The sequence below is a fragment of the Kitasatospora sp. NPDC094028 genome (assembly GCF_049543595.1).
Lineage (GTDB): Bacteria > Actinomycetota > Actinomycetes > Streptomycetales > Streptomycetaceae > Kitasatospora.
The window spans coordinates 24,181-43,946 of sequence record NZ_JBMVFA010000033.1 but is presented as its reverse complement, the minus strand read 5'-3'; the positions used below and the strand labels follow the sequence as shown (position 1 = coordinate 43,946).

Sequence of the window (19,766 nt, the reverse complement as noted above, 5' to 3'; positions counted from 1 at the left end):
AACACGTCCATTCGGAACGCCGTCCACCGAAGCGTCAGAATGCGGCCTCGGGCAGTTCCATCAGGGACTGGTCGCTCCCTTCCGCGAGCCGCTGCCACACCGGCAGCACGGGCAGCACGGTGCGGGCGAAGAAGCCGGCCACCGCCACCTTGCCCTGGTAGAAGGGACGGTCCCTTTCCGGGGCGGCGGGCAGCCGCTCCAGGGCCACCGCGGCCTGCCGCAGCAGCAGGTAGCCCACCATCACCTCCCCGGTGGCGAGCAGCAGCGCGGTGGTGTGCTGGCCCACCCGGTACAGCTCCCGGCCGTCCTCGGCAGCGCCGGCGAGCTGGGCCAGCAGGGCGCCGAGCATCCCCTCCAGGGCGTCCAGGGCCGTGGTCAGCCGGGCACGGCCGGCGGCCAGCCGCTCACCGCCCGGGCCGTCCGCCAGGAACCGCCGGATCTCCCCGGTCAGCCGCCCGAAGGCGACGCCGTTGTCCCGGACGACCTTGCGGAAGAAGTAGTCCAGGCCCTGGATCGCCGTCGTCCCCTCGTACAGGCTGTCGATCTTGGCGTCCCGGATGTACTGCTCGATCGGGTAGTCCTGGAGGTAGCCGGAGCCGCCGATGGTCTGCAGGCTGTGGGTCAGCTGCTGGAAGCATCGCTCGGAGCCGAAGCCCTTGACCACCGGGAGCAGCAGGTCGGCCAGCCCCCGGGCGGCCGGATCCGACTCGCCCCGGTGCTCGGCCTCGACGACCCGGTCCTGGAGGGTGGCCGTGTACAGCACCAGGGCGCGCAGGCCCTCGGCGTAGGCCTTCTGGGTCATCAGCGACTGCCGCACGTCGGGGTGCCGGGTGATCGGCACCCGGGGCGAGCCCTTGTCGGCCATCGCGGTGAGGTCCGGGCCCTGGACGCGCTCGCGGGCGTACTCCAGGGCGTTCAGGTAGCCGGTGGAGAGGGTGGCCATCGCCTTGGTGCCGACGAACATCCGGGCGAACTCGATGATCGTGAACATCTGCCGGATGCCGTCGTGCCGTTCGCCCAGCAGCCAGCCGCGGGCCGGCCGCTCCACCCCGAAGGTCAACTCGCAGGTGGTGGAGGCCTTCAGGCCCATCTTGTGCTCGACGTTGGTGGCGCAGACGCCGTTGCGCTCGCCGAGTTCGCCGGTCTCCCAGTCGAAGTCGTACTTCGGCACCAGGAACAGCGACAGACCCTTCGTCCCGGGCCCGGCCCCCTCGGGGCGGGCCAGCACGAAGTGCACGATGTTCTCGGCCAGGTCGTGCTCCCCGCCGGTGATGAACCGTTTCACCCCGGACAGCTCCCAGGAACCGTCCTCCCGCGGGCGGGCGGTGGTGCGCGCGGCGCCCACGTCGCTGCCGGCGTCCGGCTCGGTCAGCACCATGGTGGCGCCCCAGCGCCGCTCCACCATGTGCCGGGCCAGCCGGTGCTGCTCCGTCGTCCCCAGGCGCTGGACCACGGACGCGAAGGACGGGAAGCCGCAGTACATCCAGACCGCCGGGTGGGCGCCCAGCAGCAGTTCGCCCACCGCCCAGAACAGCGAGGGTGGGCACGGCGTGCCGCCGAGCTCCTCCGCCATGCCCAGGCGCCACCACTCGGAGTCCAGGAAGGCCTGGTAGGAGCGCCGGAGGCCGTCCGGCACGGTGACCGAACGGGTGGCCGGGTCGAAGACCGGCGGTCTGCGGTCCGACTCCGCCCAGGAGTCGGCCAGCGGGCCGGCCGCCAGCCGCCGCACCTCGTCGAGCACGCCCCGCGCGGTCTCGGCGTCCAGCTCCGCGAACTTCCCCGTCCCGTAGAGCTGCCGGGAGTCGAGCACTTCGAAGAGGTTGAACTCCAGGTCGCGGAGGTTGGACTTGTAGTGCCCCATCTGGGCCTCCGAACTGTCGGGCGCTGCCCCGCAACGCCGGTGCTGGTGGGGGTGGTTCAGGAGCCGGCGCCGACCGGCGCGCTCACCGGGGCCCGCAGGCCGGCGGGGTTCCGGTGCGGCCCGGGCCGCGGTGCCAGCATCCCCATCTCCGCCGCCAGCATTCCGGCCCGGAACCGCGACTTCGTCCCCAGCGACTCCAGGATCTCGGCGACGTGGCGGCGGTAGGTGCGCACCGAGATCCGCAGTTCGCGCGCGGCCTTCTCGTCGGTCGCCCCGGCGAGCAGGCGGGCCAGCACCTGGCGGGCGATCTCGGTGTGCTCGTGCTCGGGCGCCGGCGTCCGCACGCGCGGGGCGCCGGCCGACTGCCAGACGTTGTCGAAGAGCGCGCCCAGCGCGTCGATCACCACCGCCGAGCGGACCACCGAGGCGTCCGCGCCGACCGCGGTGCGCACCACCGAGACGTGCCGGTCGACGATCACCGCCTCCAGCGACGGGATCCGGGCCGGCCGCACCTCGATCGGCCAGTCGCCCGCCAACTCCGCGACCACGAAGTCGTGTTGCATCCCCACGTGGGTACAGAGCATGCGCACCGAGACCGCCCGGTCCAGCACCGCCAGCAGCTTCCGCAGGTCGGCGCAGAGCTCCTTGGTGCGGCGCGGGCTGGCCGACAGCACGATGTCCACCGACGCCCGGGCGCCGCTGATGACGTTGACGATGGCCTCGCGCACCGGGCCGATGCCGGGCTCCACCAGCTCGACCGGACGGCTGCGCTGGGTCCACTTCCGGTACCGGTGGGCCGCCGTGTCGATGAGCATCCGGACATTGCTCAGCGCGGCGTCGAACTCCTCCTCGTCGGCCCCGACCAGACCGCGTAACTCGGCTGCCGCCGGCGCCGGTTCGAGCACCCCTGAGTCACGCTCCATAGCCACCCCTGTGGATCGTTCCCTGCACTGCCACGCCCGGCGGCACGCACCGCCGCCGGGAGCCCTTCCGCACGGCGCCGGCGTGGTGCTCCGACGCCGGAGTCCTACGCCGAGGTCGAGACGAGCCCCAGTTCGACGGCCCGGGCGCCGGCCTGGAAGCGGGAGCCGGCGTCGAGTTCGCGCATGATCTCGGCCACGTAGCGCCGGTAGGTCCGCAGCGACAGCCGGAGGACCCGGGCCGCGACCTCGTCCGTCTGGCCGGCCCGCAGGCATTCGAGGATCCGCAGGCCGGTCTGGCTGCGGGCCCGGCTGTCCGGGCCCGGCCGGTCGGCGTACCGCAGGGCGCTGGCCCACGCCACCGCGTAGAGGGAGGTCAGCGCGCCGACCACGGCCGCGTCCTTGACCACCGAGACCCGGCGCTCGCCCGCGCCGCTGCCCGACCAGACCAGGGCGGCCGAGGAGTCCAGCACCACCGCCTCGCGCAGGGCCGCCTCGGTGACCCGCAGTTCGCAGTGGTCGGCGGTGCGCAGGGCCTCCCGCACCGGGGTCCGGCCGACCGCCCGCGGATCGCAGAGCACCCGCAGCGTCGCCGGCTCCACCGCGGCCACCCGCCGGCCGGCCAGCGCCACCCGCATCAGTTCGCTCGCCGCGCCGGTGTCCGGGACGGAGACGCTGACCTGCCGGACACCGCCGCCCACCAGCGTCGCCAGGGCCGTCTCCAGGGCGGACTGGTCCTCGACCAGCAGCGCCCCCGAGGACGGGCCGCGGCGCCGGATGGACTCCACCGAGTCGAGAAGTTCGCGCGCCCGGGACAGCGTCAGGGCCAGCTCGGCCTCGGCCGGCGGCACCGCGCCCGACCGGACGGCGGTTGCGCCGCCCCCCTCCCGCCGCTCCCACCGTGCTCCGGCGAGGCCATCCGCTCCACTGCTCGCCGGTACGGAATCCACTGCCCGTCTCCCCCACTCGGACGGCCCTCACGACGGTGGGCGGCCCCTGCTTGCCTGAACGCCTCGGCCGAGGGGCCGGGCTGACCGCCTTCCGGCCGGCCGACGCGCAATGGTTGAAAGTGAAATGACATTCGGAACAGCTTCGTCCGCATCCTCGGGGCCGGAGTGTGTCCGGTCACCATCCGAACGGCTCGAACCGCACACGAGCCACCCCGGGGCGAAGCGGGCTCCATCTCCCCATAAACGCCCAGCACGCGCAAGACCGTGGCAGCTTCTTGCCAGCCTGCTCCCAACAAGCCGGCCAGGAAAGCGAATTCACCTCGCCACGCGCGGACATGACGCCTGGTCGGACGGCTTGTGACAGGTGCACGCACAGCCGCGCGCTCTCCCGCGCCCGGCACGCTCAAACCCCCCAGAAAAGGGGGGTTCGGCCACCCCCGCCACCCGCGTAACGTCGACCCCGTGACAGGAGGCGGACCCTCGGGGCCGAACTTCACCGGACGGCCAACCGGGCTTCCCCGAGCGTCACTTGCCGTACCTTCGCAAGATCTTGACGTTGTGTGAGTTTCGAGATCCACTTAGCTCGCGTCGCATCGGGCTGCCTGGAGGGTCTCATTGGGGTCAGGGCTGCAGCGGGCCAGGCGGTTCATGCTCCTGGCCACCGGCCTGTACCGGGCCAGCCACCTGATCGGTGGCCTCGCCGCGGCGGTGGCCGGCGGGACGGGCCTCCTGCTGTTCGGTGCCGCCCTGGCGAGCAGCGCGGCACTCTACCTGCCGGGGTACCGGCGCGGGGCCCTCGACCGCACCGCGCTCTGGACCGACGTCGTCTCGGCCGGCTGCCTGGTCCCGTTCCTCGCGCTGGTCACCGACAGCGTGCCCGTCTCCCAGCCGGGCACCTGGGTGATGCTGCTCGGCAGTTCGGCGTGCGCCACCGCGGCGGCCGGGCTGGCGGGGCGCGGCGCGGTGGTCGCGGTCGGCCTGGTGGTGGCCGTGCACACGGCGTGCTGCCTGCGGGCCGGCGAAGTAGGCCCGCTGGGCGGACACCTCGTCTCACTGCTCTCCTCCGCCCTGATGGCACACGTCCTCTGGCGCTACCTGCACCGCCAGGGCGTACTGCTGGACGAGGCCCGGGAGCGGGCCGTCCGGGCCGAGGCCGCCCGGGCCCGCCGCGCCGAACGGATCGCCCAGCACCGGGCCCTGCACGACACCGTGCTGGCCACCCTCACCGCCGTCGCCCGGCAGCGGGTCGACCCGACCCGGGCCGAGTTCCGGGAGCGCTGTGCCCGCGAAGCCTCCTACCTGCGGCGGCTGATCCAGCGCTCGGACGAGGAGGACGGGCAGGTCGGCGAGGTCGCCGCGGGCGAGGCGCTGGAACAGGCGGTGACCGCCGCCGAGGGCATCGGCCTGACCGTCGCCACCCGGTACCACGCGCTCCCGGCCCTGCCCGGCCCGGTCGCCCGCTCGCTCGCCGCCGCCGTGACCGAGGCGCTGAACAACGTCCGCCACCACGCCGGCACGTCGACCGCCCACCTGACCGCCACCGGCCGCGGGCACGGCATCGCCGTCACCGTGGCGGACGACGGCGCCGGCTTCGACCCCGCGCTCGTACCCGCAGACGGCACCGGCCTGCGCCGGTCCATCCACGCCCGGATGGCGGAGATCGGCGGCACCGCCGAGGTGGACAGCGCCCCGGGCGAGGGCACCCTGGTGGAACTGCGGTGGCCGGCATGACCGGTGGAGCGGACCACCCGATCCGCGTCGCGGCCGTGGACGACGACCGGATGCTGCTGGACGGCCTGTGCTCCTGGCTGGAACGGGTCCCGCGGCTGCGCCTGCTCGCCGCCGCCCCGACCGTCGACGAACTGCTCGCCGGGCCCGGCCGGCAGGCCGACGTGGTGCTGCTCGACCTGCTGCTGCGGGACGGCTCGGCGCCCGCCTCCAACGTCGCCCGGCTGTGCGCGGCCGGCCCCCGGGTGCTGGTGATCAGCACCCAGGCCGGGCCCGCCGCCGTGGCGGACACCGTCGCCGCCGGCGCGGCCGGCTACCTGACCAAGGACCACGCCCTGGACCGGCTGGTGGACGCGATCGGCGAGGTCGCCGCCGGCCGCGCCGTGCACTCCCCCGAACTCGCCTTCGCGCTGGCCCACGACGACCGGCCGGACCGCCCCCGGCTGACGCCCCGGGAACAACAGGTGCTGCTCGACTACGCCTCGGGCCTGACCCTCAAGGCGACCGCCCGGCGGACCGGGATCAGCCCGCAGACCGCCAAGTGGTACCTCGACCAGGTCAAGGAGAAGTACCGGCAGGCCGGGCGGCCGACCTTCACCAAGCTCGACCTGGCGTCCCGGGTCCGCGAGGACGGGCTGGACGCCGGGTAGGCCGCCGGGTAGGCCGCCGGGTAGGCCGCCGGGCGCGGGTAGCATGCGAAGTTGGCTGCCACGCAAGGTTCGTGACGGTACGCCAGACTGCAGGGGGGAACTCACGTGGGATCGCCTGTCCGGAGCGGACCCGATCGTCGCACCCGATCCGATGGCCCGGCGCCCGCCCTGCTGCCCCCGTCCGCGCGCGGGTGGCTCTGGCTGCCGGCGGCCCTCGCCGCGCTGGTGGTCCTGGTGCTCGGGATCCGGTACGCGGGCGAGGGCGAGCCCGGCCCGGTGGACGACGGGATCGGGACGGCACTCTACGGAGTGGGGGCACCGTGGCGGTCCGTCGCCCACGCCCTGGACGCCCTGGGCGAGCCGGTCGGGGCGACGGCCCTGGTCGCGGCGGCCGTGGCGGGCTGCCTGCGGTTCCGGCGTCCGCGCGGTGCGGTGTTCGTGGCGGCCGCCGTCGCACTGACCGTGGGAGCGGCGACGCTGCTCAAACACCTGGCGGGGCGCACCATCCACGGCGACGCCAACCTGTCCTACCCGAGCGGCCACACCGCCTTCCTCACCGCCCTCGCCCTCTCCCTCGCCCTCCTCGCCACAGGCCGCCCGGGCCGGGCCCGCCGCGGCCCCGGCCCCTGGCCACTGCTCGGCGCGGCACTCCCGGCCGGCGCCGTCATGGCCTGGGCCCAGGTCGCCCTGGGCGCCCACTACCCGACCGACACACTCGGCGGCTGGTGCCTCGCGCTGGCGGTGGTACCGGTGACCGCCTGGGCGGTCGACCGGGTAGCGGAGCGGAGATAGTTCAGGCGAAGCGGCGGAAGACCGGCTTGACCGGGCGGCCGCCCAGCCAGGGGGTGGGGTCTCCGGCGTCCAGGGCCTTGCGGTAGACCGCGCAGGCGGCGGCGACGGCCTCGACGGTGTGGGCGATGTCCGCTTCGTCGAGCGCGCTGCTCACCACGAACGAGGGTGCCAGCACGCCGCCCGCGAGGAGTTGGCGCAGGAACAGGGTGCGGTACTCCTGCGAGGGCCGGCCGTGCTCGTCCAGGGTGGCGAAGACCAGGTTGCTGGCCCGGCCCCGCACCACCACGTGCTCGCCGACGCCCATGCCCGTGGCGGCCTCGCGGACGCCGGCGGCGAGTTGCTCGCCGAGGGCGTGCAGCCGGGCGGTGATGCCCTCCTCGGCGTAGGTGGCCTGCACGGCCATCGCGGCGGCCAGGGCGTGCGTCTCCGCGCCGTGGGTGGTGGAGAGCAGGAACACCCGGTCCTGCGCGTGGCGCAGGCCGCCGCGCTCCATCAGGTCGCGGCGCCCGGCCAGTGCGGAGACGGCGAAGCCGTTGCCGAGGGCCTTGCCGAAGGTGGAGAGGTCGGGGGCGACGCCGTACAGGCCCTGGGCGCCGGCCTCGGACCAGCGCAGGCCGGTGATCATCTCGTCGAATATGAGTACGCAGCCGTGCCGGTCGGCCAGTTCGCGCAGCCCGGCGAGGTATCCGGCGGGCGGCTCGGTGTGGCCGGCGGGTTCGAGGATCAGGCAGGCGATCTCGCCCCGGTGGCGGGTGAGCAGGTCCTCGGTGGCCGCCAGGTCCCCGTACGGGAAGCCCACGGTGAGGTCGGTGATGGCGTCAGGGATGCCGGCGTTCATCGGTGTGGTGCCGATGAACCAGTCGTCGACGGAGAAGAACGGGTGGTCGCGGCAGACGGCCACCCGGGTGCGGCCGGTGGCGGCGCGGGCGAGGCGGACGGCGGCGGTGGTGACGTCGGAGCCGTTCTTGGCGAACTTGACCATCTCGGCGGTCGGCACGGTGGCCAGGAAGCGTTCGGCGGCGTCGAGTTCGAGGATGGACGGCCGGGCGAAGTTGCTGCCCCGGTCGATCTCCCGCCGCACGGCCTCCGTCACGCGCGGGTGGGCGTGACCGAGGCTGACGGACCGCAGGCCGGCGCCGTACTCGACATAGCGGTTGCCGTCGACGTCCCACACGTGGGCGCCGCGGCCGTGGCTGATGACCGGGGCCAGGCCCTCGGGGTACTGGTCGTCGCCCTTGGCGTAGGTGTGCGCGCCGCCGGGGATCAGCGCGTGCAGCCGCTCGTTGGCTGCCCGTGACTTGGGGAGCCGGAAGTCGTCAGTGGCCATGGGGATCTCACTTCTCCTTGGCGGCGAGGACCTCGGCGAGGTTCGGCGCCTCCCGGTCCCGCTTGGACATCGACACGGGCGGCAGCGGCCAGGGGACGGCCAGCTCCGGGTCGTCGAAGGCGATCGTGACGTCCTCGGCCGGGTCGTGCGGGCGGTCGATCCGGTACGAGACGTCGGCGTCGGTGAGCGCCTGGAAGCCGTGCGCGCAGCCCGCCGGGATGTAGACGCTGGCCTGGGTGTCGCCGGACAGCCTGAAGTGGGCCTGGCCCAGGTAGGTCGGCGAGTGGGGCCGCAGGTCGACGACGACGTCGAAGACCTCCCCGTGCGAGCAGCGCACCAGCTTGGCCTCCCCGGCGCCGGAGCGCAGGTGCAGGCCGCGCAGCACGCCCTGGACCGAGCGGGAGACGCTGTGCTGGACGAAGGCCTCGGGGTCGATGCCCACCGAGCGCAGCACCTCGGCGTCGAAGGTGCGGCAGAAGAAGCCGCGCTCGTCGGCGTACGGGGTCGGTTCGAACAGGAACGCGCCGGCGATCGCCGGGACTTCGGTCACCTTCATGAGGTCTCCCGTGGGAAAAGGGTGGTGGTCAGGGCGGCGAACTGCCGCTCCAGCTGCCGGGTGGCCGCGAGGTTCCGCTCGGTGAGGGTCTGCCGCAGCTCGGCCGCGTGCTTCTCCAGCTCCCGGAACTGCTCGATCAGCCGGTCGGCGTCGACCTCGCGCGCCGGGTGGCAGTAGGCGTCCAGCCCCATCCGGGCCATCAGCGCGTCGCTCTTCGCCGCGTAGCTGAGCGCGAGCGTCGGGGTGCCGGCCTTCAGCGCGCAGACCAGGTTGTGGTACCTGGTCGCCACCACCGCGTCGGCGGCGGCCGCCTCCGCCATCAGCTCGGCCAGCGAGGCCGCCGGGGAGGCGGTGACCAACGGCGAGCCGACCGCCTCGATGATCGCGGCGACCACCGGGGCGTCGCACTCGTCGCCGGTGAGCAGCCGGACCGGCCGGCCGTCCTCGACCAGCGCGCGGACGAAGCGGGTCGTGCCGTCGAGGTAGCGGCGGTGGATCCGCTCGGCCCGGGCGCGGTCATCGTTGCCGCCGTGGAAGTCCATGACGCCGACGCAGACCAGCCCCGGGGTGCCCGGGGATGCGGGCGGCACCGGCAGGGCGAAGGCGAGGTCCGGGTGGACCTCGTCCCGCGCGGTGTCCACGCCCATCCCCCGCAGCGCGTCGCGGGACAGCTCGTCCCGGTACGAGCGGTACGCGGCCAGCCGCGCCGACCGGCGCACCAGGGCCCGGGTGGCCCGGTCGCGGATCGGGGCGGCGCCGACGCCGACCAGCGCCACCTTCGTCCCGAGCAGCCGGCCGGAGGCGCAGAGCAGGAACAGCGCGTACGGGAAGCCCCAGGGCCGCAGCGGCAGGGTGGCCTCCAGGACGCCCATGCCCGGCACGATCACCACGTCGTGCCGCCGTACCCAGGCGGCGGTGCGGACGGCGTCGACGAGCTTGCCCAGGCCCTTGGCCGCGATCGCGCCCGCCCGCGAGGCCGTCCGGTACTCGCCCCGGTTCCAGTGCAGCCGGGTGGCGGGGATCCGGTACCGGGCCGTGACGGCCTCGGGCCCGCCGCAGAACGCGTCCACGACGGCCTCCGGGTGTTCGGCGCGCAGGTGGCCGAGCACGGCCTCCAGCGAGCCGTCGTTGCCGAGGTTGCCGGAGCCGAGCAGGCCGAACACCCCCACCCGCGACGGGGGTTGCCTCATGCCCGCCTCCCCTCGCGGCCGGCCACCAGGTCGTCGACGGAGACCGTGAGCGAGGACGGCTCGACCGGGGCGCGGTCCTCGACCCGCTCGCCGGCGCCCGGGCGCAGCCGGCTGGTCATCCAGGACGCCAGGTGGCGGTTGCACGCGCTGCGGTCGGCCGAGGACAGCGGCGCCCGCCGGATCGCCGAGGCGAAGCCCCAGACGTACTCGGCGAGCAGCCGGGGCGTCGGGTGCAGCAGACCCGCCCGGCGCGGGTCCAGGTTGACGCAGCGGGAGCGCTTGGAGGGGTTGGCCCGCTCGGCGCGGGTGGGGTGGTCGCGGCGGAAGTACAGCAGCTCCGGCACCTGGTGGAAGGGCCCGTGCAGGGTGATCTCGGCGACGAAGGTGCGGTCCGCGTGGTGGTAGCTGTCGTGCGGCTTGACCCGGCGCAGCACGTCGGCCCGCATCACGCCGTAGAAGTCGTCGCCGCCGGGCTCGAACAGCAGGCTGCGGAAGCGCTCCGGCGCGGACGGCGAGTCGGTGGCGAGGCCGTAGGCGTAGGGGACCTTCACCCGGCCGGTCTCGTCGATGACGGCCTGGTCGGAGTGGGCGAGGATGACCTCCGGCCGTTCGTCCAGCGCCTCCACGCAGCGCCGCAGCAGGTCCCGGGCGTACAGGTCGTCGTGGGAGGCCCACTTGAACAGCTCGCCGCGGCACTGGGTGAAGACGAGGTTGTGGTTCGGCGCGGCGCCGATGTTGCGGGGCAGCCGCAGGTAGCGGATGCGCGAGTCCTGCGCGGCGTACTTGCGGCAGATGTCCTCGGTGCTGTCGGTCGAGGCGTTGTCGGTGATGACCAGCTCGAAGTCCTCGTAGGTCTGGCCGAGCAGGGCGTCGAGGGACTCGGCGAGGTACTCCTCGCCGTTGTAGACGGGCAGCCCGATGCTCAACCGGGGAACGGCGGTCATTGCGTCCTCACTTCGGGATGGTCAGGGACGGGTGTGCGGTGGTGCTCGCGCAGGGCGGCTCGCAGCTGCAGCCACCAGAGGGCCGAGCCGCAGGCCGTGGCGGAGGCGACGCCCCAGGCGGAGCCGGCGGTGCCGGCCAGGGCGGCCCCGCCGAGCCCGCCGCCCAGGTAGCAGGCGGAGGCGAAGAGCTGGCAGCGCAGGCTGCGCCGGGCGGCGGCGAGGGCGCGCAGTCCGGCCGCCGCGCCGCTGCCCAGGCCGGCGCCGGCGACGCCGAGGGTGGCCGGCACGATGAGCTTCGACGCGTCGTGCCAGACGTCGCCGAGGACGAGTTCGCCGAGCCGGTCCGGCATCAGCAGCAGGGCCGAGCCCCACAGCAGGGCGGCGCCGGCCTGGCCGCCGCCGAGCAGGAAGCAGAACCGGCCCAGCCGCCCGGGGGTCTGCCGCAGGACCCGGGCCGCCTCCGCCACGGTGACCAGCGACAGCCCCATCAGCAGGGCGAGGAACGGGCCCTGGAGGAGTTCGGCGCCGCGGACGGCGCCGACCGCGCCGACGCCGACGATCGCGCCGAGCCCGTACGCCCGCAGCTGGCCCGCGCCGCTGAGGCTGACGTTCTCGACCAGGTACCGGCTGCCGAGGTCGCGCTGCTCGCGCAGCCAGCCGCGGGTCCCGGTCACCCGGGGCCGGATGCCGGACTGGAGGAAGCCGTACCCGGCCGCCGCCGCGGCGGCGGCGCCCCAGGCCAGCACGAAGCCGGCCACGGTGCCCACCCGGGCCGCGACGACCATGGCCGGGACGAGCGCGACACCCTGCACCAGGTCGTTGGCGAAGGCCTTCTGCCCGGTGCCGGCGGCGAAGAACGCGAACCGGCGGGCGTCCTGGAGCAGGAGCGCCGGCAGGGCGACGCCGAGGCCGGCGAACGCGGGCCCGACGTCGCCGCCGAGGCCGAGGCCGACCAGCAGGCAGCCGGCCCCGAGGGTGGCGCCGACGGTGAGCGCGGTGCCGGAGGACCGGGCCGCCGCCGCCCGCCAGGCCGCCTCCGGCACGCCGCTGAAGCGCACCATGAGCGGGTCGGTGGCCAGTCCGCGGGAGACGTTGAGCACCACGCCGTAGGTCAGCCAGGCCAGGCTGAACACGCCGAAGGCGTGCACCCCCAGCTCGCGGGCGACGTAGATGCCGACCGCGAAGTTGATCATGCTGGTGACCGCCTGGTCGGCGAGCCCCCAGGACACCCGGCCGAGCACGCCCCGCCCGGCGCCGGGCTTTCGCTCGGGCCGGGCCCGCCCCGGCGGGCCGGCCCCGGCCTTCGTCCGCACTCCCTCGGTGGCCATCCGCGTCACGCCTTGATCAGCCCGGCGCCCTCCAGGGCGCCGGCCGCGGCGGCGACCGAGTCGAAGGGCAGCCCGGACCGCCGGGCGACGTCGAGCAGGCTGTGCTCGCCGTCGGACAGGCTCAGCACCCAGAGCATGGCCAGCTGGGCCTGCCCCGCGTCGCTGCGGCCGCCGAGCGACTCGTACAGCCCGCGCCGGCCCAACTGCGGTTCGCCGTACGGGCTGAGGTTGACGTAGCGCCGGTTGCGGTCGAGCACGGCGAAGGCCTCGCGGCAGACCGCGAGGGTGTCCGCCATCGCCTCCGGCGAGACGAAGTCCGGGTTGTCCGCCGAGGTGTGGTACTCGGGGTACTGCCCGTTCGGGGTCCGGCTGAGCGAGCCGACGCCGAGGTTGAACCCGGGCGAGCAGTACTGCCGCTCGTCGTAGCCGTACGGGGTGAACTCGTTGATGTGGTGCGGGCGTTCGGAGACGGCGAGGACGTGCCGCAGCACCTCGTCGATCTCCGCGTCGCCGCGCCGGCTGCGCTTGTACGTCAGCGGGCCCCGGTCGCCGGCGCAGGCCAGCACCAGCCCGTGCTTGACCTGGTCCACCCGCTCGGCGTTGCGGGCCAGCCAGGTGATCGCGCCGACGGTGCCGGGCGCGAAGACGAACCGGTAGGTGTACCAGGGCGAGCGCTGCGCCAGCTCCCGGGCCAGGAACACCGCCACCGCGACGCCGGCCATGTTGTCGTTGGCCAGCGCGGGGTGGCAGACGTGGCAGGAGACGATCACCTCGTCGGTGACCTGCCCGGGCACCACGTGCTCGGCGTAGCTGAGGTGGCCGTCGGCGAGCGTGGAGTCGACGCGCACCTCGTAGTCGCCCTCCGGCAGGGCGTCCAGGGTCTCCTGGGCCAGGCAGAACCCCCAGTCCGGCTTGTAGTAGCTGGTGCGGTACGGCACCCAGGTCGGGTGGTCCGGCAGGGTGTGCAGGTGCGGGCGCAGCTCGCTCAGCGGCATGGTCGCCGCGACCGGCACGCTGTAGCCGACCACGTGCAGGGCGGACGCGGCGAGGTCGACGACCCGCTTCCCGGTGGCGTCGGCGACGTACGCGTCCCGGATGTTCCACTCCTGCGGCACCGTCCAGTCGAGCACCTGGGTGCCGGTCGGCACCTCGTGCCGCCGCAGCGGCAGGTACTCGCCGATGATGTCCAGGGTGGCGCGCAGCCCGTCGCCGGTGATGCTCCGGCAGAGCGGGTACAGCCGCTCCACCAGGGCGTGCATCTCCTCGCCGACGCCCGTCACCGGCACCACCGCAGGGTCGCGTCGACGGTGCCGGCCTCGGCGGCCCGGCGCAGCACGGCCAGCCGGGTGAAGCTGCGCTCGAAGCTCTCCCGGGTGAGCCCGAACCGCTGGTAGGCGTCGGCGAGTTCGAGCGCGCCCTGCTTGACCGTCCACTCGCACTCGAAGCCCGGCAGCGCGGCGCGGAACCGGGAGAAGTCCACCCGGTACGAGCGCGGGTCGGCGCCGTTCTCGCCGGTGATCCGCACCTTCGCGCCGGCCACCGCCTCGGCGACCTGCTCGGCGATCTCGGCGACCGTGACGTTGTTGACCTCGCTGCCGATGTTGAACGCCCGGTCGTGCACCGCCTCCCGGGGCGCCTCCAGCGCGGCCGCGAAGGCCCGGGCGATGTCGGCGGCGTGCACCAGCGGGCGCCAGGGGGTGCCGTCGGAGAGCACCAGCACCTCGCCGGACAGCAGCGCGTGGCCGACCAGGTTGTTCAGCACGATGTCGGCGCGCAGCCGGGGCGAGTAGCCGAAGGCGGTGGCGTTGCGCATGTACACCGGGGTGAAGTCGCCGTCCGCCAGCGCGTGCAGGTCGTCCTCCACCCGCACCTTGGACTCGGCGTACGGCGTCACCGGGCGCAGCGGGGCGTCCTCGGTCACCAGGTCGTCGCCGCCGGCGGCGCCGTAGACGGAGCAGGTCGAGGCGTACAGGAAGCGCCGCACCCCGGCGTCGCGGGCCAGTTCGGCCAGCCGCACGGAGGCGTGGTGGTTGATGTCGTAGGTGAGGTCCGGCGCCAGCGAGCCCAGCGGGTCGTTGGAGAGCGCGGCGAGGTGGATCACGGCGTCCACCCCGGCCACGTGCTCGGCGGTGACGTCGCGCAGGTCCACCCGCGGGCCCGGCGGGTCGGCGGGCACCGGGCCGAGGACGCAGTCGGCGAACAGGCCGGCGTCCAGCCCGACGACCTCGTGCCCGGCGGCCGCGAGGACCGGGGCCATCACGGTGCCCAGGTAGCCCTGGTGTCCGGTCAGCAGTACGCGCATTGGGTCATCCCCCCAGGTTGAGAGTGAGTTTGGTGACGGCGAAGGCCTCCGCGTAGCGCGCGTGGCACTCGATGCCGCGGATCCGCGCCAGCCCGAGGAACGCCTCCCGGTCGTACCAGGGCCGGTGCCGCTGCGAGGGGTAGTGCTCCTGCAGCAGCCGCACCTTCCGTTCGGCGACCTCCGGGGCGAGCGGCTGGTAGGCCACCGGGCGGCCCAGGTCGGCGTCCCACTTGACGATCTCGTAGCCGAGCACGAGGTGGTCGCGGAACGCCGTGGTCAGCAGCGTCGCCAGCCCCCGGTGGTCCTGGTGCGCGTCCTCGGTGCGCGGGCCGAGGACCAGGTCCGGTTCGGTCTGCGCGCGCAGTTCCTCGACGGCGGCCTTGGCCTCGTCCCAGTGCGCGGGCAGCCGCCCGTCCGGCAGCTTGAGGACGGTCAGGCGCAGGTCGGCGCCGGGGCAGAAGGCGGCGAGCGCGGCCCGCTCCTCCTGTTCCCGCTCGCCGCCACCGCCGGAGAGCACCAGCGCGTCGACCCGCAGGCCGGGCCGCGCGAGGCACATCGTCAGCAGGGTGCCGCCGGCGCCGATCGCGATGTCGTCGCAGTGCGCGCCCACCGCGACGACCGCGTCCGGGCGCCCGGCCCCGAGCCGGATCACGCGGTCCTCACGCCGGAGCCGTCCCTCTCCCACACGGCCCACGGGCGCTCGCCGCGGGCGTAGCCGGCGTCGAGCGCGGCCCGCTCCTTGACGGTGTCGGTGGGCTTCCAGAAGCCCCGGTGCTGGTGCGCCACCAGCCGGCCCTGCTTGGCCAGCCCGGCGCAGCCGTCGGCGACCAGGTCGCCGTTCTCCGGGATGTGGTCGAACACCTCCTGGCGGAGCACGAAGTAGCCGCCGTTCTCCCACAGCGGCAGTTCGCTGACCGCGGTGATCCCGCCGACCAGGTTGTCCTCGCCCAGCTCGACGCAGTGGAAGGAGGACTGCGGCGGCACCACCATCATCGAGGCGCCCGCGTCGCGCTGCGAGAACTTCTCGATCATCTCCGGCAGCGGGGCGTCGGTGAGCACGTCGGCGTAGTTGGCGAGGAACATCTCGTCGCCGTCCAGGTGGTGGCGCACCCGGCGCAGCCGCTCGCCGATCGGCGACTCGATGCCGGTCTGCGCGAAGGTGATCGTCCACGACGCGATGTCGGTGGACAGCAGCTCGGTCTTCCCGTTCCGCAGGACGAAGTCGTTGGACGTCGTCTCCTGGTAGTCGAGGAAGAAGTCCTTGATGTGGCGGGCCCCGTAGCCGAGGCACAGGATGAACTCGGTGTGCCCGAAGTAGGCGTAGTAGCGCATCACGTGCCAGATCAGCGGCCGCGGGCCGACCATCGCCATCGGCTTGGGCACGTCGTCGGAGGTTCCGCTGCGCATCCGCAGCCCGTAACCGCCGCAGAACAGGACGACCTTCACGGCTTCACCTCGACGATGCTCAGTTCCGGGATGGGGAAGACCAGCCGGCCGCCCCACTCGTGCACGAAGGACAGCTGCTCGGTCAGCTCGGCCCGCAGGTTCCACGGCAGGACCAGCACGTAGTCCGGCTTGTCGGCGGCGATCCGCTCGGGCGGCAGGACCGGGATGCGGGTGCCGGGGGTGAACCGGCCGTGCTTGTAGGGGTTGCGGTCGACGGTGTACGGGAGCAGGTCGGGCCGGATGCCGCAGTGGTTGAGCAGGGTGTTGCCCTTGCCCGGGGCGCCGTAGCCGACGACCGTCTCGCCGCGCTCGGCGGCGTCGATGAGGAACCGCAGCAGGTCGCGGCGGACCTTGGCGACCCGGGTGGAGAACTCGGTGTACCCGGACAGCTCCTGGAGCCCGGCGGCCTTCTCCCGGTCGAGCACCTCGGCCACCCGCCGGCTCGGCTCGCCGGCCGCGCCGTCCGGCCGGGCCCACAGCCGGATCGAGCCGCCGTGCGTGGGCAGCAGCTCGACGTCCACCAGCGTGAGCCCGCCGCTCGCCAGCGCCCGGATCGCGGAGGCGACCGTGTAGTACTGGAAGTGCTCGTGGTAGATGGTGTCGTACTGGTTCTCCTCGATCAGGGTCAGCAGGTGCTGCACCTCGATGGAGACCCAGCCGTCGTCGGCGACCAGGGCGCGCAGCCCCCGGGTGAAGCCGACCACGTCGGGGATGTGCGCGTACACGTTGTTGGCCACGACCAGGTCCGCCGGGCCGTGCTCGGCGCGCACGGCCGCGCCGGTGTCCGGGTCCAGGAACTCGGTGAGCGTCGGCACGCCCGCCTCCCGGGCCGCGGCGCCGACGTTCACCGAGGGCTCGATGCCGAGGCAGCGGATCCCCCGGTCGACCACGTGCCGCAGCAGGTAGCCGTCGTTGCTCGCGACCTCGACCACGAAGGCGTCCGGGCCCAGGCCGATCCGCCGGGCGGCGCCGTCGACGAAGGCGCGCGCGTGCTCCACCCAGGAGGTCGAGTAGGACGAGAAGTACGCGTACTGCGTGAACGTCTCCTCCGGTGTGATGAGCGGCGGGATCTGCGCCAGCCAGCAGTCGGTGCAGACCCGCAGGTGCAGCGGGTACGCCGGCTCCGGCCGGTCCAGTTCGTCCGCGGCGAGGAAGCTCTCGCACGGCGGGGTCGCCCCCAGGTCGACGACGCTCCCCAGCGCCGTCGAGCCGCAGAGTCGGCATCGTGTCATCGACTGCTCCCGTTCCTGCCCGGGCGGGTGCCCCGCCGCGGGCCAGCGTTTCCGTTCCCTACCGGCGGCGCGAGGTCCGCGCCGCCGGACCGACCCGCGATCGCGGAGCGGTAGCCCTCCACCAGGCGCTCCAGCCCCACAGCCGGGCTGAACCCCTGCTCGTACCGGCGCCGGGCCGCCCGGCCCATCTCCCGGTTGCGTTCCGGCCCGGCCGTGATCCGGCGCAGTCCGGCCGCCAGCGAGGCCGGCTCGCCCGGCCGGTGCAGCAGCCCGGTCACCCCGTCCTCGACGAGCTCGACGAAGGCGCCGTGGCCGGCGGCGACCACCGGCACCCCGGCCGCCATCGCCTCCACGACCACCAGGCCGAACGCCTCCAGCCAGGTCGACGGCGCCACCACGGCGACCGCCCGCGCGACGGCCCGCCGGCACTGCTCCGGGTCGTACAGGCCGGCGAACCGGACGTCGTCCCGGCCCGCCGCCCAGGCGGCGACCTCCGGCTCCAGCGGCCCGGCGCCGGCCACCACGAGCGGCACGCCCACCCCGCCGGCCGCGGCGAGCTCGTCCCACGCGGCCATCAGCAGCCGCACGCCCTTGGCCTCGGCGAGCCGGCCGAGGTAGAGCACGTGCTCGCCGTCGCCCGCCCGGCGCTCCGCCGGGTCGGGGACGAAGTTGTGCTTCACCGCCAGCCGTTCGGCCGGCAGGCCGGCGTCGCGCAGGACCTCGCGCTGCGCCGCGGAGATGCAGAAGAACCGCTCCACGCCGGACCACCAGCGCCGCCGGTTGACCGCCAGACCGACCGCCAGCGGCACCGTCGCCAGCCGGGAGTTCCGGTAGCAGCCGTGCCGGACGGCGGGCAGCGGCGAGCCCCCGACGCACTCGGTGCACGGCCGGCCGTCCCGCTGCAGCGTGCCGGGCGGGCACACCTGGGTGTAGTTGTGCAGCGTCGCGACGGCGGGCACGCCCGCGTCGGCGCAGGCCGCCAGCACCGCCGGCGACAGCAGCGGGAAGACGTTGTGGACGTGCACCACGTCCGGCCGGTCGGCGCGCAGCCGGGCCGCGAGCTCGGTGCGGACCGCCGGGTTCCACGGCACCAGCAGCGGCACCGCGACCTTGCCCAGCAGGGACCGGCCGGCGATGTCGTCGCTGCGCCGCTCGAACACCTCGACCCGGTGGCCCGCTTCGCGCAGCAGCCCCACCTCCTGGTCGACGACCCGGTTCTCCCCGCTCGGCTGCGCCGAGCCGTAGCGGTTGTGCACCACGAGGACGTGCATGCTCACCCCACCTCCGATCTCTGGACCCGTTGCGGTGTGCTCTGCCGGGGGACGCGCGGCACCGGGACGCGGAGCACCGGAAGCCGCGGCGCCGGGTCGGGCACCACCAGCAGCGAGGCGGCCACCGTCAGGTGCAGCAGGTACGGCGAGGCGTCGCCCAGCCCGGCCTCGGTGTACGAGGCGATCGCGCAGTAGCTGATCAGGTAGATCGCGCAGGCCCGGGCGAGCGACGGCGGCCGCAGCAGCGCGACGCCGCCCAGCGCGACGAAGACCGCCGCCACGATGGCGACCCCGGCCAGGCCCTGCTCGTTGAAGACGGCCAGCCAGCTGTTGTCGATCGGCAGCCCGCCGAAGGACTTGTCGCCCAGACCGGTGCCGAACAGCTGCTCCAGGGTCGTCCGGGGCGCCGCCAGCAGGGCGTCCCACACCTTGGCCCGGCCGGTGAGGTTGGAGAAGTTCTCCTGGCTCTGCCCGCGCAGGAACCACGCCTGGAGCAGCGAACTCAGGCCCACCGCGGCCACGGTGGCGACCAGCACCGCCCAGCCGAAGAAGCGGCGGGCGGCGGCGCTGGTCAGCAGCAGCGAGCCGATCGCCAGAAGCAGCCCGACGATCAGGCCGAGCGTCGCCGTCCGGGTGTGGGTCAGCGCGAGCAGGAGGAGCGAGGGCACGATGACCAGCGCCGCGCTGCGCCCGGTCGTCCGGCGGTCCAGCAGGAGCAGCACGGTGAGACCGATGATCACGGCGGCGTACTGGCCGATCTGCGGCGGGGTCAGCGGCCACAGCGCGCCGACCAGCCGCCCGCCGTACAGCTCGGGCATGGCCGCGCCCGGGGAGATGACCAGGCCGGCGGCCACCGAGGCGAGCACCACGGAGTACATCCGGATGTGGGCGCGGACGAGCCCCTCGCCGCCGTCCCACCAGCGGCTGAGCAGCCACAGCGTGCCGACGAACAGCGACAGCCGGAAGCAGCGGAACAGCGCGCCGTAGCCGGAGGTCAGGTGCGCGCTGGCGACCACGCTCAGCACCAGCAGCAGGGTGAGCAGGAACAGGAAGGCGCTGGGCCGGATCCGCAGCCGCAGGTTGACCAGGAGCGCCAGGGCGAACGCGGAGACCAGCGCGCCCATGGTGGCCATCTGGATGAGGGAGCGCGGCAGCGGGATGACGGTCTGCGCCCCGGCGGAGCCGAGCGTGTTGAGGATCAGCAGCCCCCAGATCGGCTCGACGAGCCGCCGCGCCGCCGGCCGGTCCGGCGTCAGGTCGCGGCGCATC

18 protein-coding genes are annotated in these 19,766 nt (G+C 74.3%); 3 read left to right on the top strand and 15 right to left on the bottom strand.

Annotation, left to right across the window (positions count from 1 at the left end; translation table 11 throughout):
* Positions 1 to 34 precede the first annotated feature (34 nt).
* The 3 genes from ACPC54_RS33610 to ACPC54_RS33600 form a co-directional block, all read right to left on the bottom strand.
* Positions 35 to 1,861 (bottom strand): acyl-CoA dehydrogenase, encoded by a 1,827-nt coding sequence (locus ACPC54_RS33610; protein ID WP_498970237.1) that lies wholly within the window; start codon positions 1,859 to 1,861, stop codon positions 35 to 37.
* Between the two features lie 56 nt (positions 1,862 to 1,917).
* Entirely contained in the window at positions 1,918 to 2,784 is an 867-nt protein-coding gene (locus ACPC54_RS33605) for a LuxR C-terminal-related transcriptional regulator (protein WP_498970236.1), read from the bottom strand.
* A gap of 104 nt (positions 2,785 to 2,888) precedes the next feature.
* Positions 2,889 to 3,632, bottom strand: coding sequence for a helix-turn-helix transcriptional regulator (locus ACPC54_RS33600; protein ID WP_498970235.1), 744 nt, complete (start codon positions 3,630 to 3,632; stop codon positions 2,889 to 2,891).
* 747 nt (positions 3,633 to 4,379) lie between these two features.
* Between ACPC54_RS33600 and ACPC54_RS33595 the strand changes: the two genes are divergently transcribed.
* The 3 genes from ACPC54_RS33595 to ACPC54_RS33585 all read left to right on the top strand — a co-directional run bounded on the left by ACPC54_RS33595 (position 4,380) and on the right by ACPC54_RS33585 (position 6,901).
* Positions 4,380 to 5,462 (top strand): sensor histidine kinase, encoded by a 1,083-nt coding sequence (locus ACPC54_RS33595; protein WP_498970234.1) that lies wholly within the window; start codon positions 4,380 to 4,382, stop codon positions 5,460 to 5,462.
* Positions 5,459 to 6,109, top strand: coding sequence for a response regulator (locus ACPC54_RS33590; protein ID WP_498970233.1), 651 nt, complete (start codon positions 5,459 to 5,461; stop codon positions 6,107 to 6,109). The genes ACPC54_RS33595 and ACPC54_RS33590 overlap by 4 nt, the downstream gene beginning before the upstream one ends.
* A gap of 105 nt (positions 6,110 to 6,214) precedes the next feature.
* A complete protein-coding gene (locus ACPC54_RS33585; RefSeq protein ID WP_498970232.1) occupies positions 6,215 to 6,901 on the top strand; it encodes a phosphatase PAP2 family protein in 687 nt (228 codons plus the stop codon).
* A gap of 1 nt (position 6,902) precedes the next feature.
* On the opposite strand, the gene ACPC54_RS33580 is transcribed toward ACPC54_RS33585, so the two are convergent.
* The 12 genes from ACPC54_RS33580 to ACPC54_RS33525 are packed head-to-tail and all read right to left on the bottom strand — an operon-like array spanning position 6,903 to position 19,765.
* The gene (locus ACPC54_RS33580; protein WP_498970231.1) at positions 6,903 to 8,228 is read right to left on the bottom strand and encodes a glutamate-1-semialdehyde 2,1-aminomutase; all 1,326 of its coding nucleotides are present in this window, start codon (positions 8,226 to 8,228) and stop codon (positions 6,903 to 6,905) included.
* Between the two features lie 7 nt (positions 8,229 to 8,235).
* A complete protein-coding gene (locus ACPC54_RS33575; protein WP_498970230.1) occupies positions 8,236 to 8,784 on the bottom strand; it encodes a dTDP-4-dehydrorhamnose 3,5-epimerase family protein in 549 nt (182 codons plus the stop codon).
* On the bottom strand, positions 8,781 to 9,974 hold the full coding sequence (locus tag ACPC54_RS33570) for a polysaccharide pyruvyl transferase family protein (RefSeq protein ID WP_498970229.1): 1,194 nt from the start codon (positions 9,972 to 9,974) through the stop codon (positions 8,781 to 8,783). The genes ACPC54_RS33575 and ACPC54_RS33570 overlap by 4 nt, the downstream gene beginning before the upstream one ends.
* The gene (locus ACPC54_RS33565) at positions 9,971 to 10,918 is read right to left on the bottom strand and encodes a glycosyltransferase family 2 protein (protein WP_498970228.1); all 948 of its coding nucleotides are present in this window, start codon (positions 10,916 to 10,918) and stop codon (positions 9,971 to 9,973) included. Before ACPC54_RS33565 ends, ACPC54_RS33570 begins: the two co-directional genes overlap by 4 nt.
* On the bottom strand, positions 10,915 to 12,246 hold the full coding sequence (locus ACPC54_RS33560) for a hypothetical protein (protein ID WP_498970227.1): 1,332 nt from the start codon (positions 12,244 to 12,246) through the stop codon (positions 10,915 to 10,917). The genes ACPC54_RS33565 and ACPC54_RS33560 overlap by 4 nt, the downstream gene beginning before the upstream one ends.
* 5 nt (positions 12,247 to 12,251) lie before the next feature.
* Positions 12,252 to 13,535: a DUF4910 domain-containing protein gene (locus tag ACPC54_RS33555; RefSeq protein ID WP_498970226.1), complete on the bottom strand. Its 1,284-nt coding sequence runs from the start codon at positions 13,533 to 13,535 to the stop codon at positions 12,252 to 12,254.
* Positions 13,523 to 14,548, bottom strand: a complete 1,026-nt coding sequence (locus ACPC54_RS33550) for an NAD-dependent epimerase/dehydratase family protein (RefSeq protein ID WP_498970225.1) — start codon at positions 14,546 to 14,548, stop codon at positions 13,523 to 13,525. Before ACPC54_RS33550 ends, ACPC54_RS33555 begins: the two co-directional genes overlap by 13 nt.
* 4 nt (positions 14,549 to 14,552) lie before the next feature.
* Positions 14,553 to 15,200, bottom strand: coding sequence for a PIG-L deacetylase family protein (locus ACPC54_RS33545; RefSeq protein ID WP_498970224.1), 648 nt, complete (start codon positions 15,198 to 15,200; stop codon positions 14,553 to 14,555).
* A complete protein-coding gene (locus tag ACPC54_RS33540; protein ID WP_498970223.1) occupies positions 15,197 to 15,994 on the bottom strand; it encodes a sugar phosphate nucleotidyltransferase in 798 nt (265 codons plus the stop codon). Before ACPC54_RS33540 ends, ACPC54_RS33545 begins: the two co-directional genes overlap by 4 nt.
* Positions 15,991 to 17,226, bottom strand: a complete 1,236-nt coding sequence (locus ACPC54_RS33535; RefSeq protein ID WP_498970222.1) for a methyltransferase domain-containing protein — start codon at positions 17,224 to 17,226, stop codon at positions 15,991 to 15,993. Before ACPC54_RS33535 ends, ACPC54_RS33540 begins: the two co-directional genes overlap by 4 nt.
* Complete coding sequence (locus tag ACPC54_RS33530; RefSeq protein ID WP_498970221.1) at positions 17,223 to 18,497, bottom strand: glycosyltransferase; 1,275 nt, start codon at positions 18,495 to 18,497, stop codon at positions 17,223 to 17,225. The genes ACPC54_RS33535 and ACPC54_RS33530 overlap by 4 nt, the downstream gene beginning before the upstream one ends.
* A 2-nt stretch (positions 18,498 to 18,499) precedes the next feature.
* Positions 18,500 to 19,765, bottom strand: a complete 1,266-nt coding sequence (locus ACPC54_RS33525; protein WP_498970220.1) for an O-antigen ligase domain-containing protein — start codon at positions 19,763 to 19,765, stop codon at positions 18,500 to 18,502.
* Position 19,766: the final 1 nt, after the last annotated feature.

Bases quoted from the DNA above. Each gene is read 5' to 3' on its own strand.
- ACPC54_RS33610 (WP_498970237.1), bottom strand. From the start codon at position 1,861: ATGGGGCACTACAAGTCCAACCTCCGCGACCTGGAGTTCAACCTCTTC.
- ACPC54_RS33605 (WP_498970236.1), bottom strand. From the start codon at position 2,784: ATGGAGCGTGACTCAGGGGTGCTCGAACCGGCGCCGGCGGCAGCCGAG.
- ACPC54_RS33595 (WP_498970234.1), top strand. From the start codon at position 4,380: ATGCTCCTGGCCACCGGCCTGTACCGGGCCAGCCACCTGATCGGTGGC.
- ACPC54_RS33590 (WP_498970233.1), top strand. From the start codon at position 5,459: ATGACCGGTGGAGCGGACCACCCGATCCGCGTCGCGGCCGTGGACGAC.
- ACPC54_RS33580 (WP_498970231.1), bottom strand. From the start codon at position 8,228: ATGGCCACTGACGACTTCCGGCTCCCCAAGTCACGGGCAGCCAACGAG.
- ACPC54_RS33575 (WP_498970230.1), bottom strand. From the start codon at position 8,784: ATGAAGGTGACCGAAGTCCCGGCGATCGCCGGCGCGTTCCTGTTCGAA.
- ACPC54_RS33570 (WP_498970229.1), bottom strand. From the start codon at position 9,974: ATGAGGCAACCCCCGTCGCGGGTGGGGGTGTTCGGCCTGCTCGGCTCC.
- ACPC54_RS33565 (WP_498970228.1), bottom strand. From the start codon at position 10,918: ATGACCGCCGTTCCCCGGTTGAGCATCGGGCTGCCCGTCTACAACGGC.
- ACPC54_RS33560 (WP_498970227.1), bottom strand. From the start codon at position 12,246: ATGGCCACCGAGGGAGTGCGGACGAAGGCCGGGGCCGGCCCGCCGGGG.
- ACPC54_RS33550 (WP_498970225.1), bottom strand. From the start codon at position 14,548: ATGCGCGTACTGCTGACCGGACACCAGGGCTACCTGGGCACCGTGATG.
- ACPC54_RS33535 (WP_498970222.1), bottom strand. From the start codon at position 17,226: ATGACACGATGCCGACTCTGCGGCTCGACGGCGCTGGGGAGCGTCGTC.
- ACPC54_RS33530 (WP_498970221.1), bottom strand. From the start codon at position 18,497: ATGCACGTCCTCGTGGTGCACAACCGCTACGGCTCGGCGCAGCCGAGC.
- ACPC54_RS33525 (WP_498970220.1), bottom strand. From the start codon at position 19,765: ATGCGCCGCGACCTGACGCCGGACCGGCCGGCGGCGCGGCGGCTCGTC.